Source organism: Nonomuraea sp. 10N515B, assembly GCF_052245915.1.
Lineage (GTDB): Bacteria > Actinomycetota > Actinomycetes > Streptosporangiales > Streptosporangiaceae > Nonomuraea.
In genome coordinates this window covers 36,685-51,078 of sequence record NZ_JBQQBQ010000020.1, presented here as the reverse complement: position 1 = coordinate 51,078, position 14,394 = coordinate 36,685, and the positions used below count along the sequence as shown (strand labels likewise).

At 69.0% G+C, this 14,394-nt stretch carries 14 protein-coding genes; 9 read left to right on the top strand and 5 right to left on the bottom strand.

The features are described 5' to 3' along the window. The first annotated feature begins 57 nt into the window (after positions 1-57). Both ACTWQA_RS28130 and ACTWQA_RS28125 read left to right on the top strand, forming a co-directional pair. Entirely contained in the window at positions 58-1,455 is a 1,398-nt protein-coding gene (locus ACTWQA_RS28130) for an FUSC family protein (protein WP_443162071.1), read from the top strand. Between the two features lie 26 nt (positions 1,456-1,481). Beyond that, positions 1,482-1,985, top strand: a complete 504-nt coding sequence (locus ACTWQA_RS28125) for a MarR family winged helix-turn-helix transcriptional regulator (protein ID WP_443162070.1) — start codon at positions 1,482-1,484, stop codon at positions 1,983-1,985. Positions 1,986-2,003: 18 nt separating this feature from the next. Here ACTWQA_RS28125 and ACTWQA_RS28120 read toward each other — a convergent pair whose 3' ends face one another. From ACTWQA_RS28120 to ACTWQA_RS28105, 4 genes are all read right to left on the bottom strand, one after another. Next, on the bottom strand, positions 2,004-3,650 hold the full coding sequence (locus tag ACTWQA_RS28120) for an AMP-binding protein (RefSeq protein ID WP_443162069.1): 1,647 nt from the start codon (positions 3,648-3,650) through the stop codon (positions 2,004-2,006). Positions 3,651-3,712: 62 nt separating this feature from the next. After that, positions 3,713-4,195 (bottom strand): cupin domain-containing protein, encoded by a 483-nt coding sequence (locus ACTWQA_RS28115; protein ID WP_443162068.1) that lies wholly within the window; start codon positions 4,193-4,195, stop codon positions 3,713-3,715. A 60-nt stretch (positions 4,196-4,255) separates the two neighbouring features. After that, positions 4,256-4,714 carry an acyl-CoA thioesterase gene (locus ACTWQA_RS28110; RefSeq protein ID WP_443162067.1) on the bottom strand — a complete coding sequence of 153 codons (459 nt, stop codon included), beginning with the start codon at positions 4,712-4,714 and terminating at the stop codon, positions 4,256-4,258. Continuing rightward, positions 4,704-5,612, bottom strand: coding sequence for an acyl-CoA thioesterase (locus tag ACTWQA_RS28105; protein WP_443162066.1), 909 nt, complete (start codon positions 5,610-5,612; stop codon positions 4,704-4,706). Before ACTWQA_RS28105 ends, ACTWQA_RS28110 begins: the two co-directional genes overlap by 11 nt. A 122-nt stretch (positions 5,613-5,734) precedes the next feature. Here ACTWQA_RS28105 and ACTWQA_RS28100 point away from each other — a divergent pair, with 122 nt between their 5' ends. The 4 genes from ACTWQA_RS28100 (at position 5,735) to ACTWQA_RS28085 (ending at position 9,821) form a co-directional block, all read left to right on the top strand. Then, the gene (locus ACTWQA_RS28100) at positions 5,735-6,154 is read left to right on the top strand and encodes a RidA family protein (protein WP_443162065.1); all 420 of its coding nucleotides are present in this window, start codon (positions 5,735-5,737) and stop codon (positions 6,152-6,154) included. A gap of 118 nt (positions 6,155-6,272) precedes the next feature. Then, positions 6,273-8,636 (top strand): bifunctional salicylyl-CoA 5-hydroxylase/oxidoreductase, encoded by a 2,364-nt coding sequence (locus ACTWQA_RS28095; RefSeq protein ID WP_443162162.1) that lies wholly within the window; start codon positions 6,273-6,275, stop codon positions 8,634-8,636. A gap of 128 nt (positions 8,637-8,764) precedes the next feature. Further along, positions 8,765-9,610, top strand: coding sequence for a PaaX family transcriptional regulator (locus tag ACTWQA_RS28090; RefSeq protein WP_305915356.1), 846 nt, complete (start codon positions 8,765-8,767; stop codon positions 9,608-9,610). A gap of 79 nt (positions 9,611-9,689) precedes the next feature. Next, complete coding sequence (locus ACTWQA_RS28085; RefSeq protein WP_443162064.1) at positions 9,690-9,821, top strand: hypothetical protein; 132 nt, start codon at positions 9,690-9,692, stop codon at positions 9,819-9,821. Positions 9,822-9,903: 82 nt separating this feature from the next. On the opposite strand, the gene ACTWQA_RS28080 is transcribed toward ACTWQA_RS28085, so the two are convergent. Next, positions 9,904-10,920 carry a LacI family DNA-binding transcriptional regulator gene (locus ACTWQA_RS28080; protein WP_443162063.1) on the bottom strand — a complete coding sequence of 339 codons (1,017 nt, stop codon included), beginning with the start codon at positions 10,918-10,920 and terminating at the stop codon, positions 9,904-9,906. A 421-nt stretch (positions 10,921-11,341) separates the two neighbouring features. On the opposite strand from ACTWQA_RS28080, the gene ACTWQA_RS28075 reads away from it, so the two are divergent. The 3 genes from ACTWQA_RS28075 to ACTWQA_RS28065 all read left to right on the top strand — a co-directional run bounded on the left by ACTWQA_RS28075 (position 11,342) and on the right by ACTWQA_RS28065 (position 14,369). After that, positions 11,342-12,535: a sugar ABC transporter substrate-binding protein gene (locus tag ACTWQA_RS28075; protein ID WP_443162062.1), complete on the top strand. Its 1,194-nt coding sequence runs from the start codon at positions 11,342-11,344 to the stop codon at positions 12,533-12,535. 68 nt (positions 12,536-12,603) lie between these two features. Continuing rightward, the gene (locus ACTWQA_RS28070; RefSeq protein ID WP_443162061.1) at positions 12,604-13,554 is read left to right on the top strand and encodes a carbohydrate ABC transporter permease; all 951 of its coding nucleotides are present in this window, start codon (positions 12,604-12,606) and stop codon (positions 13,552-13,554) included. After that, entirely contained in the window at positions 13,551-14,369 is an 819-nt protein-coding gene (locus ACTWQA_RS28065; RefSeq protein WP_443162060.1) for a carbohydrate ABC transporter permease, read from the top strand. The genes ACTWQA_RS28070 and ACTWQA_RS28065 overlap by 4 nt, the downstream gene beginning before the upstream one ends. Positions 14,370-14,394 lie beyond the last annotated feature (25 nt).

Genomic DNA, 14,394 nt, shown 5'->3' with positions numbered 1-14,394 from the left:
GGCCGCATGGCCGAAGCAGATTATTTCACGAGTAAAACATCTGCTAAGCTTATCTCGATGAGTGCCATACCGTGCGACCAGCGTCGCGTCCGTCTGCCCGTCCGGGCCGCCCTCCGGCTGGGGCCGCTCGGTGACATCTGGCACAAGCCCGCGATGAGCGGTGTGGCCGCGCTGGCCGTGGTGCAGCTCGCGTTGCTGCTGGCCGGGCGGCTGGACCTGGTTCTGTACGCGTCCGCGGGAGCGATGTGCGCCCTTTACTGCCACGGCCTGCCGTATGCCGCGCGCGCCAGGGCCCTGGCCTGGACCGTGCTCGGCATGGTGGCCGGCACGGCCGCCGCGCTCGTCACGGCCGCGCTCACCGACTCGATCGCCATCCGGGTGGCGGTGGCCGCGCTCCTGGCCGGGCTGCACAAGGCCGCGTGCGACGTCACCCGGATCGGGCCCCCGGGAAACGTCGTGCTCACGTTCGTCACCGCCAGCGCCGCCTTCGTACCGCAGCACCTCTCCGAGGTCCCCTTCCACGTGGGGCTCGCGGTGCTGGGCGGGCTCGTGGCCTGGGTGGTCGGGATGGCGCCCGGGTTGGTCAGGCCCGACGGTCCCGAGCGGATCGCGGTGGCGCGGGCCCTGGAGGCGGCGGCCCGCCTGGTGCGGGCGCGTGATCACACTGAGGACCCGCACCACGCCCGCCATGCCGCCGAGGCCGCCGTCAACGCCGCCTGGCAGACGCTGCTGAGCTCCGGCGCCGCCGATCGCCAAGCGCTCGGGCGGCTGCTGGTCCAGGCGGAGTCGGCCGTGCCGGGCCGGTCCGCCGAAGCCCTGATGGCGTACGCCCGCGAGCTGCGCAAGGGCCGGCCGCTGCCCGAGCCGTCCGCCGCGGACCCGCGGCCGGCGGCGATCGAAGAGGACCAGCTCGCCGGCGTTTTCGCCGAGCGGCGGATGCCCGCCCGAGGCTCGGCCTTCGGCAGCTTTCTCCTGGACCTGGCGCGCCGATGGCGAGTGGTGGTGATGGTCACCGCCGGCACGGCGCTGGCGGGCCTGGCCTCGATGGCGCTCGGGGTGGGCAGGCCCTACTGGGCCGTCGTGACGGCCGCCGCGGTGTTCGCCGCCACCACCACCCTGTCCTGGAGCCGCGCACTCCAGCGCGTGGTCGGCAACCTGGTCGGCGTCGGCCTGTTCACCCTGCTGGCGCCCGTCACCAGGCTCGGCGCGCTCGCGCTCATCGTGACCGTGCTGGCCCTGCAGTTCGTCACCGAGGCGGCCATCACCCGCAACTACTGGCTGGGCAGCGTGTTCGTCACGCCGATGGCCATCCTGATGACCCAGTTCGCCGACACGCAGCCGGTGCCCGTGCTCGTGGCCGACCGCTGGCTGGACACCTGTGTGGGGGCCGCCGCCGGGCTGCTGGCCTGCGTGCTCCTGCTCGACCGGCGGGCCGCCCGGCGCGAGCGACCGTAAGCCGTGATGCGAGGAAAGGAGAGCACATGGAGGACGCCGTGGCGATCGCCCTGCGCCAGTGGCGGCAGGTCCTTCCCGACGCCGACCTCGATCCGATCGCCGTCATCGGCCGGCTCAACCGCTGCGCCGCCCTCCTGCAGCAGGCCACCGACGCTCCGCTCACCCGTGCCGGGGTGAGCCGCGCGGAGTTCGACCTCCTCTGCGCGCTCCTCAGGGACGGCGGCGAGCTGACCCCAGGCCGCCTGGCCCGCGAGACGTTCGCCTCGGGCGCGGCGGTGACCAAGCGGATCAAGCGCCTGGAGGGCGTGGGCCTGGTTGGCCGGCGCGTCGACGGCCGCGATCGGCGCGTGGCCCACCTCTCGCTCACCGAGCAGGGCAGGGACCTCATCATGCGGCTGCTGCCGGAGCAACTGGAGTACGAAGCTGCCCTGCTGTCCGGCCTGCCCGCCGAGCACGAGCGTCAACTCGCCGACCTGCTGGCCGAGCTCCTGCTCATGCTGGAGGGCCGCCTGGGCGGCACGTTCGGCTGACCGGCCGGCGGGCACCTGTCACACCGAGGCCGCCTGCTCATTCCTGACGATGTCCCGCAGCCTGAAGTGCTGCAGCTTGCCGTTCACGTTGCGCGGCAGGGAGTCGCAGAACCGCACGTCGCGCGGGTACTTGAACGGGGCCAGGACCTGCTTGACGTGATCCTGGATCTCCTTGGCCTTGGCGGCGTCGCCGGTCACGCCCTCGCGGAGCACGACGAAGGCGCAGACCACAGAGCCGCGCTCGGCGTCGGGCCGGCCGACGACGGCGGACTCGATCACGTCGGGGTGGGTGTCGATCGCCGCCTCGACCTCCGGTCCGCCGATGTTGTAGCCCGAAGAGACGATCATGTTGTCGCTGCGTGCCTGGTAGTAGAAGTAGCCGGCCTCGTCCTTGGAGAAGATGTCGCCGGTGACGTTCCAGCCGTTGAGGACATAGTTCTTCTGGCGCACGTCGTCGAGGTAGCGGCAGCCGACCGGGCCGATCACAGCCAGGAGTCCCTGCTCGCCGGGGCCGAGCTCCGAGCCGTCGGGGCCGAGGATGGCGGCGCGGTAACCCGGCACCGGTTTCCCCGTGGCGCCGGGGCGCAGGTCGTCACCGGCGGCCGAGATGAAGATGTGCAACATCTCGGTGGCGCCGATGCCGTCGATGACCCTGAGCCCGAGCCGGTCTCTTAGCTGCTCCCACGTTTGCCGCGGGATGTGCTCACCTGCCGAGACCGCGGTCCGCAGCCCGGCGAGCCGCTGTTCCCTGCCTTCGCGCAGGATCGCCTTGTAGGCCGTGGGCGCCGTCGCGAGAACGGTGACGCCCTCCCGCTGGACGATCTCCGCGAGCTGCGGCGGGGTGGCCGCCTCGGCCAGCAGGGCGCAGGCGCCCGCCCGCAACGGGAAGACGACGAGCATGCCGAGGCCGAAGGTGAAGGCCAGGGGGGCGGAGCAGGCGACGACGTCGTCCGGGGCCAGCTTCAGCACATGGCGGCCGAAGGTGTTGTCGATGGACAGGAGGTCGCGGTGGAAGTGCATGGTGATCTTCGGCGCGCCGGTGGTGCCGGACGTCGGTCCGAGGAGCGCCACGTCGTCGGCGGCGGTGTCCACCGCGGTGAAGTCGCCCGGCTTGGCGGCGGCGCGGGCGATGAGATCCTCCGGACCCGTGCCGCCGTACTCCATGACCGTCAGCGACGGCAGCACGGTGTCGCGAACGGCGTGGACGTCTTCGGCGCACCGGTGGTCCACCAGCGCGATCGAGGGCCTGGTCCGCTCCACGATGGGGGCGATCTCGCGGGCACGCAACGCGGCCATCGTGGTCACGACGACGCCGCCTGCCTTGAGCACGCCGAGCCAGGCCGCGACCGTCCACGGGTTGTTGGGCGAGCGCAGCATGACCCGCTGTCCCGGAACCAGGCCGAGGTCCTCGCTGAGCACGCGGGCGACCTGATTGGCGCGGGTCCGCAGCTCGCCGTAGGACCAGGTCTCCCCACCCGGTGCGCGCAGTGCCGGCCGTTCGGCCCCGAACGTCGCGACGGGGACGTCGATGAGCTCGGCGCCGGCGTTGAGACGGGCCGGATAGCGCAGCTCCGGCGTGGTGAACTCGATCGTCGGCCACAGGGAGGCGGGGGGCAGGTGGTCGCGAGCGAAGGTGTCGAGGTGTGCTGAGGCCGAAGGAGGCAACGGGGGAGTCCTTCCAGAGGGACCGCCGAGCGTGGACCCGGCGGGTCAGGCGGTGCGGGGGTTCACCGGTCCAGCCAGTCACGCAGGTCGGCGTCCGCGACGTCGGGCAGGTTGACCACGATGTTCTCCGGCGTCCGGGTGGTCATCCACACCAGCGGCCTGGTGCGCGAGAGGTTGCACTCGACGTGCGGCATGTACGGCGGTACGAAGACCCAGTCGCCCTCTTCCATGTCGACGTAGTCCTCGAACTTCTCGCCGAAGTAGATGCGCGCCCGGCCCGACAGGACGTAGCCGCCGGTCTCGGCCTCGCCGTGATGGTGGGACACCGAGCGGTAACCGGGCTCGTTGCTGACCTTGCCGAACCAGAGGCGGGTGGCGGGGGTGTGCTGGATGCTGACGCCGGAGACCCGGACGGCGCCGCCTGAGTCGGCGGTGTTGACGTTCTCGTGACCGCCGCGCGTCACCGCCGGGGCGACGAGACCGCTGGGCAGCCGGTACATCGAGTTGTCGCCGTCGAGGCGGTACTTGCTGAGGTCGGGCTCCATGAGGCCGGCTCCCTTGCTGTGGTCGGCGAGGTGCTTATCTCGTATTTTTCACGGTCGTCATCAATTGTCAATGAACAACGAAGTGAGCCAGGAGGCAGGCCAAGGACGGCTCCGGTCCTCGCCCCGGGGAGCGTGGACGACCACATAGCGCCCTGCCGCGGCCCGCCGCCGGGGGCGTCCGTCGAACTCCTCCCCCCAGACCTCGAAGCGGAAGGTCATGGAGGAGGTGCCGACGGCTTCGACGTGCAGCATGACGGTGACCTGCTGGCCGAAGAACAGGCGCTGTTCGAAGTCGACCTCGTAGCGCACCCGGGGCGTGTTGCCGAAGTAGCCGGTGATCCCGCGCTCGCGCATCAGTGCGGCCTCGGCCGCCTCCACGAACCTGGTCACGGCCGTGTTGTGGTGGTGTCCTGAGGCGTCGGTGTCGCTCCATTCGACCCGCATCACCTGTTCGACGGCGGCCTTGCCGCTCGCGGGCGGTCGCCGGTCGGCGAGGGAGAGGCGGTGGTCAGGACGCACGGATGACCCCTTCCTGCGCGACCGTGGCGAGGTGGCGTCCTTCGCGGTCGAAGAAGCGGCCGAGTCCCAGGCCACGGCCGTTCTGGGCCGCCTCGGCCTCCTGGGCGTAGAGCAGCCAGTCGTCCATCGTGGCGGGGCGGTGGAACCACATGGCGTGGTCGAGGCTGGCGGTGGTGAGCCCCGGACGGGCCCACGGCAGGTCGAGGACGCGCAGGATCGGCTCCAGGATGGTGTAGTCGCAGACGTAGGCGAGGGCGGCCAGGTCGCGTGCGCGCGAGGTGAGACCTTCGACGGGCCGCAGCGGGTCGAAGGGCCGGACCCAGATCGCCTGGTGCGGGACCGGGTCGCCGTCCACCTTCAGATAGACCGGGCCGGGCACGTGCCGCATGTCGAAGCCGCGACCCGACGACCAATAGTCCTTCGACTCCTTGGTCATGGTGCCGCCCGCCTCCGTGCCCGGATCTGTCGCGTCCAGGTAGGCGGCGCTGGTCGGCAGTGGGTCGGGATCGGGGAGGCCTTCCGGCGCGGTCGCGGCGTACTCGCCCCCTTGCTCCCCGGCGTGGAAGGAGGCCATCGCGAGGTACGCGAGCTTGCCGCCGGAATACCCGCGGACATGCCGCGTGGAGTAGCTCCGCCCGTCCCTGAGGCGTTCGACCTCGTAGCGGATCTCGGCGCCGACCTCGACGGGGCGCATGAAGTAGCTGTGCAGCGAATGCAGCGTCCTGTCGTCGCCGGCCGAACGCATCACCGCGGCGGCGGCCTGTGCGACGAGGTCGCCCCCGTACGCCTTGGGCCAGGGGCAGTCCTGCGACCTGGCGACATAGGCCTCGTCGAAGTGCTCCGGAGCCGTCGGGGTGAGGCTGAGTGCCGCCGTCACGATCTCCGAGGTGGGGCTCATGGATGTGGCTGTCCCTTCCGATCGGTGGTCCGCGGGGTGCGGGGCGAACCGGCGCGAATATATCGTATTCTTCGCGATCGTCAGATAATGTCAATATGAACACCGAGTCGAGGAGGACCGCCGTGAAGCCCATCGCCGTCAATCCCGCAGCCCTTCCGGCGCCGAGCGGCTACTCGCATGGCACGCTGCAGGGGAACACGCTCTACCTGGGCGGGCAGACCGCGCTGGACAAGGACATGCGCATCGTGGACGGGGGCATCGTCGAGCAGTTCCGGCAGGCGTTCGGCAACCTGCTGGCCACGCTGCGCGAGGCGGGTGGAGAGCCCGAGGACCTGGTCAGCATCACGATCTACCTCACCGACATCGCCGGCTACCAGGCGCACGGCAAGGAGATCGGCACGGTCTGGCGGGAGCTGGCCGGGCCCGTCTATCCGGCCATGGCCGGCATCGGGTGCACCGAGCTGTGGCAACCGGAGGCCATGATCGAAATCCTCGGCACCGCCGTGATCCCTGACGAGAGGCTGAAGGTTCCCCAGGGCTGAGGTGCCTGGCAGGCGCGCGACGTGGAGCAGTCCAGTCACCGAAATTGCGTTTTCTTGACGGTCGTTCCAAATGCGGGATAACTTGACGCTCGGCCCGTCGTCACATGAGGAGGACATCGTGCGGATCGCGGTCATCGGGGGAGGGCCTGGCGGCCTCTATTTCGCCGTGCTGGCCAAGCAACTGGGACCGGGACACGAGATCACCGTCTGGGAGCGCAACGCCCCAGACGACACTTTCGGATTCGGTGTGGTGTTCTCCGACGAGACCCTCGGCGGGATCGAGCACGCCGATCCCGGCATCTACCGCCGGATGGAAGCGGAGTTCGCCCGCTGGGACGACATCGACGTCCACTACCGGGGACAGGTGCTCACCAGCGGCGGCCACGCCTTCGCGGCGCTGAGCCGCAAGCGGCTGCTGGAGATCATGCAGCAGCGCTGCCGGGAGCTCGGCGTCACGATCCACTTCCTCGCCGAGGCGCCGGACGTGTCCCAGCTCGCCGCGACCCACGACCTGGTGGTCGCCGCCGACGGGGTCAACTCGGCCGTCCGCTCGAAACACGCCGACTCCTTCCACCCCGACCTGGAGCAGCGGGCCTGCAAATACATGTGGCTCGGCACCGACAAGGTGTTCGACGCCTTCAAGTTCTACGTCGTCGAAACGCCGTACGGCGTGATGCAGGGGCACGGCTACCCCTTCGACGCCCACGGCAGCACCTTCATCGTCGAGATGCACGAGGACGTCTGGCGCCGGGCCGGATTCGACGCCCTCGCCGCCCGCCCGTTCGCTCCCGGCGAGTCCGACGAGAGGTCCATCGGGCGGGTCAAGGACATCTTCGCCGAGGAGCTGGGCGGATCCTCCCTGCTAGCCAACAACAGCAAGTGGATCAACTTCACCACGGTCAGGAACGACAGCTGGCGGCACGAGAACATCGTGCTCCTCGGCGACGCCGCGCACACCGCCCACTTCTCCATCGGCTCGGGAACGAAACTCGCCATGGAGGACGCCCTCAGCCTGGCGGCGTGCCTGCACGAGCGGCCCACCCTCGATGAGGCGCTCACCGCGTACGAGAGCGAGCGCAAGTCCGTCGTCCGGTCGACCCAGCGGGCGGCGCAGGCGAGCCTGGAATGGTTCGAGAACCTCGGGCAGTACGTCGGCCAGGAGCCCGAGCAGTTCGCGTTCAACATCATGACCCGCAGCCGCCGGGTCACCTACGACAATCTGCGGCTGCGCGACCCCGAGTTCGTGGCCCGCGTCGACGCCTGGTTCGCCGGCCGGCAGCCGCAGCGCCCGGGAGACGGGCCCGCGACGCCGCCGATGTTCCACCCCTTCCGGCTCGGCGAGCTGGAACTCGCCAACCGGGTCGTGGTGTCGCCGATGGACATGTACCGGGCGGTCGACGGCATGCCGAACGACTTCCACCTGATCCACCTCGGAGGAAAGGCGCTCGGCGGAGCCGGGCTGGTCATGACCGAGATGGTCTGTGTCTCCGATACCGGTCGCATCACGCCCGGCTGCACGGGCATCTGGAACGACGAGCAGGTGGCCGCGTGGCGCCGGCTCACCGACTTCGTGCACCGCGAGAGCACGGCCAAGGTCGGCATCCAGGTGGGCCATTCCGGGCGCAAGGGCTCCACTCGCCTCATGTGGGAGGGGATCGACCAGCCGCTGCCCGAGGGCAACTGGGAGGTCGTCGCGCCGTCCGCGCTTGCGTACAAGGAAGGGGTCAACCAGGTGCCCCGCGAGCTCACCCATGCCGACCTGGAGGAGATCAAACAGCAGTTCGCCGACGCGGCGCGGCGTGCCGACGACGCCGGTTTCGACCTGCTGGAGCTGCACGGTGCGCACGGCTATCTGCTGTCGTCCTTCATCTCCCCGGTCTGCAACCGCCGCGCCGACGAGTACGGCGGCGACCTCGCCGGTCGGCTCCGCTACCCGCTCGAGGTCTTCCGCGCGATGCGTCAGGTCTGGCCGCGGCACAAGCCGATGACCGTGCGTATCTCGGCCACCGACTGGGTCGAGGACGGCATCAGCGCCGACGACGCCGTGGCGATCGCGCGCGCGTTCGCCGACGCCGGCGCCGCGGCCATCGACGTGTCCACGGGGCAGGTCACGCCGGAGGAGAAGCCGGCCTTCGGCCGGTCCTATCAGACGCCGTACGCCGACAAGATCCGCAACGAGGTCGGCATCCCGACCATCGCGGTCGGCGTGATCTCCTCCTACGACGACGTCAACTCGATCATCCTGGCGGGCCGGGCCGATCTGTGCGCCCTGGGCCGGGCCCACCTGTACGATCCCAGCTGGACGCTGCACGCGGCCGTCGAGCAGGACTACGCCGGGCCCGGCGCGGCGTGGCCCGACCCATGGCGGGCAGGCCGCCGCAAGCCGCAGACGGGCCGGACCGACGGGCCCAAGCCGCGGCTGCAGCTCATCCGCGAGGGCGCGTCCACCACCCGGCACGCCCGATGGAGGCCCGAGCGCTGAACGGCGCCGCGCAGCGGGTAGTGCACGCGGTCGGGCTGCGGCGAGTCGGTACGATGAAGACCGTTTGATGCCGGGTAGGGAGCACGCCATCCGCCGGAGTGCGTCCGTGAGCGCGCAAGAGGTGCACCATGGTGGCCAACGAAGACGACGAAGCCAATGGAAAGGGCCAGAAGCCCCGTGCTCTGATCGTCACCGTCTACGGCCTCTACGCGCGCGAAGTGGGCGGCTGGATGAGCGTCGCCTCGGTCATCAAGCTGCTCGCCCGCTGCGGTGTGGACGCGCCGTCCGTCCGTTCGGCGATCTTCCGACTCAAGCGGCGCGGCCTCCTGGCCGCCGCCAAGGTCGACGGGACGGCCGGATACGCGCTCACCGAGGAGGCCTACCAGATCCTGCGCGAGGGTGACCGGCGCATCTTCGAGCGGCGACAGGCGACCTCCAGCGAAGGGTGGCTGCTGGCCATCTTCAGCGTGCCGGAAACCGAACGCGACAAGCGGCACCAGTTGCGCTCCCGGCTGTCCTGGCTCGGTTTCGGCACGGTCGCCGCGGGAGTCTGGATCGCGCCCGCCCATCTGCTCGACGAGACGCGAGACGCCCTCGAGCGCTACGGGCTGAGTGCTTACGTCAATCTCTTCCAAGCCCACCATCTGGCGTTCACCGACATCAGGGAGCAGATCCCGGGCTGGTGGGACCTGTCTCGCCTGCAGCGTCTGTACGACGAGTTCCTGGCTCAGTACGGCCCTGTGCTGGACAGCTATCGCGATCGCAAGACCCTGGATCCCGCCCAGGCGTTCGCGGACCACGTCAGCGCCCTCACGGACTGGCGCCGGCTGCCGTACTCCGACCCGGGGCTTCCCGCTGAGGTGCTGCCCGCGGACTGGAATGGCGTGAAAGCCGCCGAGACCTTCTTCGAACTGCACGACCTGCTGGCCAAGCCGGCCCACCGGTTCATCGAAACCGTGCTCAAGGACGCGTAAGCGGCCTCCCTCGTGCTGGGCGCATGCCGTGTGACCAGCGCGAGCTTAGCCATGCCCGGCGCTGACCTGTGACCACCCCTTGAGGAGACCACACGTCATCGACGGCTACGACCTGATCGTTTATGGCACGGTCGTCCCGACGCTCGCCGAGGGGTCCGCCGAGTGGAAGCTCGGCGCGGCCGAGATCGGCCGGATCGTTCGTACGCGTTGATCGGCATGCTGATCGGCGCCATGCTGATCGGGCGTTCCGGCGTCATCCTTCAACGAACTTGAAGCGTCCCAGGGGCCGCACGTCAGGGGCGAAGCGGCGCGGGCCCCACCGACTGGCCCGGCACCAGGGTGCAGGGGATGAGGATGTGCGGCGGGCTGTCCTGGACCCCTTCGAGCTGGTCGATCAGCGCGTCCGCGGCGAGGCGGCCGAGCTGGGGAGCCGGTGCCGCCATGACCGTCAGGGACGGCTCGATCATCTCGCCGAGCTCGCGTGTGGTCGACGCCATGATGATGGAAAGATCGTCCGGCACGGTGCGGCCGAGTGCGCGCGTGCCTTTGACGAGTCCCGCCGAGGCGCCCTCGTTCACGAGGATCACGGCCGTCGTGTCCGGGTGGTCGTCGTGCAGGATGCCCGCGGCCTCCCTGCCGCCGGCCGAGGTGCCTTCCACCGGAAGGACGACGGGCGGGCGGCCGAGCGCCGCCATCGTGTCGAGGTAGGCGGCCTCAGCCCGCATGATCCGGCCGGGCTCGTCTCCCGGTGCCGCCTTCGTCCGCTGGATGATCAGCGCGATGCGCTCGTGGCCGAACGAGCGGAGATGCTCGACCGCCTGGTCCATCGTGGTGGTGAAATCGATGTCGACGAACGGCAGGTCGTCGTTGTCGGTCCGGCCGATCAGCGTGAACGGGAGCCGCGAGGCGATGAGCCGGTCGACGCGGGAGTCGTGGATCTGCACCTCCATGAGCAGCGCCCCGTCGACGAGGCCGCCGGCGAGCAGGTGCGACATCTGCTCGTCGGCGTTCACCGGCCACAGCACGAGGTCGTAGCCGCGCTCGCGGGCGCCGTGCGCGGCGCTCATGACGAACTGGATCACCGTCGCGTTGGGCCGGGCCTCGAAGTCCGGGTGCAGCAGCGCGAGGATGCGCGTGCGGGAGCTGGCCAGGGCGCGGGCGACGACGTTTCGCCGGTAGTCCAGCTCTTCGATGGCCGCTTCAATGCGGGCCCGGGTCTCCGGCGCGACGGGCTTGGTGCCGTTGATGACGAAGGAGACCGTGGCGATGGAGACGTTCGCACGCTGGGCGACGTCGCGCATCGTGACCATGGGTGCCGCCTCCCGGCTGCTGAGGGCGCGCGAGATGGGAGAAACTCGCGAGGCACTGCGACTATATCCCAAGGGCCTTCGTAAAACCGCTTAACTTCTTGTTGACATTGCCTGACGATCGGCGCAACATACTTCACAAGCACCAGCCGGTTAAGCGGTTTGATAGATCGGTGTCCATAGCCTGGAGCGATGCGGGCCCCCTTCCGCTCGTGCCGCGAAAGCGCAGGCGGACGGGTCGCCGTGACCCTACATGACCCATTTCCAGCGTCGACTCCGTGGTCCGACTCGATGAAAAGCCCCCACCCGCCGTGCACCGTCGTGGAGGCGGTCATGCACGGATACGCCGGATGCATTCCGGTTCCGCAGAAGGAGTAGTTCTCTCATGGAGACAGCACGGAAGCGCCGCGGTAAGGCGCCCAAAGTGACTGTCGCGGCAGCGGCCCTCCTCCCCCTCACCCTGACCGCCCTGACCGGATGCGGCGGAGCGGGTGCTGCCGACGCTCAAGCGAAGAACACATTGACGATCCAGGACTATTACGACGAGGCGCATGATCCGATCTACCACGCGTGCGCGAAGAGCCTCGGCGTCGACATCGAGATCAACCACATCCCAGGGCCGGGGCTGATCCCCAAGGTGCTTCAGCAGAGCTCCTCGCGCACCCTTCCCGACGTGCTGATGCTCGACAACCCCGACGGACAGCAGATAGCCTCCTCCGGCGCGCTCGCACCGCTGACCGACTACGGCGTGAGCGGAGAGGGCCTGGTGCCGTCCGTCGTGAAGGCCGGCACGTACGAGGGGAAGCTGTACGGCCTCGCCCCCGCCGTGAACACCCTCGTCATCTTCTACAACAAGGACCTGTTCCAGGCCGCCGGCATCACCTCACCTCCCAAGACGTGGGACGAGCTTCGTGCGACCGCGAAGAAGCTCACCACGCAGGATCGTTACGGCTTCGCGATGAGCAATATCAACACCTACGAGGGGACGTGGCAGTTCCTGCCGTTCATGTGGAGCAACGGCGGCTCGGAGGAGGACATCACGACTGCGGAGACCGCGCAGGCGCTGCAGCTCCTCGTCGACCTGCAGAACGACGGGTCCATGTCCAGGAGCTCGGTGATCTGGAGCCAGGACGACGTGATCGACCAGTTCATCGTGGGCAAGGCCGCGATGGTGGTCAACGGCCCATGGCAGATCCCCACGCTCAACGAGCAGAAGGACGTGAACTGGGGCACGTTCACGGTCCCCACGCGGGTGGCGTCGCAGGACCCGGTGGCCCCGCTCGGTGGTGAGATGTTCACGGTGCCGCGGACCGGCGACAAGGCCAAGATGGCCAAGAGCGGGCAGTTCGTGAAATGTCTCGTCTCATCGGCGAGCCAGCTCCAGTCGGCCGAGGTCAGGCAGAACATCCCGGCGGACCCGGGCGTCGCGCAGAAGTTCGGGGAGTCCAGCCAGACGGTCATGCCGTTCGTCGGCGCCGTGCGGAACGCGCGCTCGCGCACCGGGATTCTCGGGCCTGACTGGCCCAAGGCGGCCACGAAGATCTACAACGCCGTGCAGATCGCGCTGACGGGTCTGGCCACACCGGCCGAAGCGCTGCGGCAGGCACAGGGCGAGTAGCCACTCGACAACGAGGCGCCCGTCCCGAGGCACGCGGGCTCCTCGGTCTTCATCGAAAGGAGTGGCTCATGACGTCAGCCAACCTCAGCATCACCGCCGCAGGAGACTCCCTCGGCAGGCTGGGCCGCAAGGCGGCATGGATGCGCCTGTTCCGGCGGCACGCGCAGTGGCTGTTCTGCCTGCCCGCCATCCTGTTCGTCGCGATGTTCTTCGGATACCCGATCGTCCAGAACATCGTCATGGGTTTCCAGGAGTACGGGGTCTCGACCTTCTACAGCGGCCAGGCGCCCTGGGTCGGCCTGGCCAACTACGTGACGACCTTTTCCAGCCGCCTGTTCACCACGACCCTGGTGAACACGGCGCTGTTCACGATCGGGTCGATCTCCTTCCAGTTCGTGATCGGGCTGGCCCTGGCGCTGTTCTTCAAGCGCACCTTCCCGCTGAGCGGTTTCCTGCGGTCGTTGTTGCTGCTGCCGTGGCTGCTGCCCTTGATCGCCTCCAGCGCGGTGTGGAAGTGGATGCTCGACCAGGAGAGCGGCGTCCTCAACCAGGTTCTCGGCCTGTTCGGCGTCGATCCGGTCCCGTGGCTGGTCGATCCGACCCTCGCGCTCATCGGGGTCATCGGCGTGAACATCTGGCTCGGGATACCGTTCAACGTCGCGATCCTCTACAGCGGTCTGCAGGCGGTTCCGCGCGAGCTGTATGAGGCGGGATCGCTGGACGGCGCGGTCGGGTGGAAGGCGTTCAGGCACATCACCTGGCCGAGCATCAGATCCGTGGTCAGCGTCGTCCTGGTGCTCGGCGTCGTCTACACGCTCAAGGTCGTCGACATCATCCTCGGCCTGACCGGCGGCGGCCCGGCCAACTCCACCCAGACCCTGGCGACGAACGCCTACAACAAGTCGTTCGTCGAGTTCAACTTCGGGGAAGGCGCCGCCATCAGCAACGTCCTCATCGTGGTGTCGCTCGTCTTCGCCATGGTCTACCTCTTCATCTCCCGGCGGGAGGCCCACGAGTGAACACGTCATCGACCGTCCGCCGGCTGCCCATGACGGTGCTGGGCGTCTTCTTCCTCGCCGTGATGATCTTCCCGGTCTACTGGATGCTCAACAGCAGCCTGCAGGCCGATTCCGGCGCCGCCTCCACCGAATTCCTCCCGCTCAACGCGACGTTCTCCGGATATGCGCAGGCGCTGGAGGAACAGGGCCCGAACTTCGTCACCAGCCTGATCGTCGCTCTGGGAACGGTCGTGCTGACCCTGGTCATCGCCACGCCCGCCGCCTACGGTCTGGCGCGCTTCCGTACCCGGGGCAGCAGCGTGTTCCTGCTGGTGTTGCTGATCACGCAGATGATCCCCGTCATGGTCATCGCCAACGCGCTCTACCCCCTCTTCAACTCGCTCTTCCTGATCAACAACGTCCTCGGCCTGATCCTCGCCAACACCGCCGCGGGCATCCCGTTCGCCGTGCTGCTCATCCGCGCGTTCATGGGCGCCATTCCCGGGGCGCTCGTGGAGGCCGCGATGGTGGACGGGGCGGGCAACCTGCGGGCGTTCCTGTCGATCGTCGTACCGATCAGCAAGAACGCGATCGTGACCGCCGCCCTGTTCACCTTCCTGTCAGCGTGGAGCGACTTCCTCTTCGCCCTGACCCTGACCAGCACCCCCGAGGTGCGGCCCATCACCCTGGGCATCTACGACTACATCAGCGCGAACACCCAGGACTGGAGCGCCGTCATGGCGACCGCGGTGCTCGCCTCCGTGCCGGCGGCCCTGCTGCTGATCTTCGCCCAGCGCTACATCGCGGCAGGCGCCGTCAGCGGCGCCGTCAAGTGAATCCCTTGAAGAAAGGACACGTCAT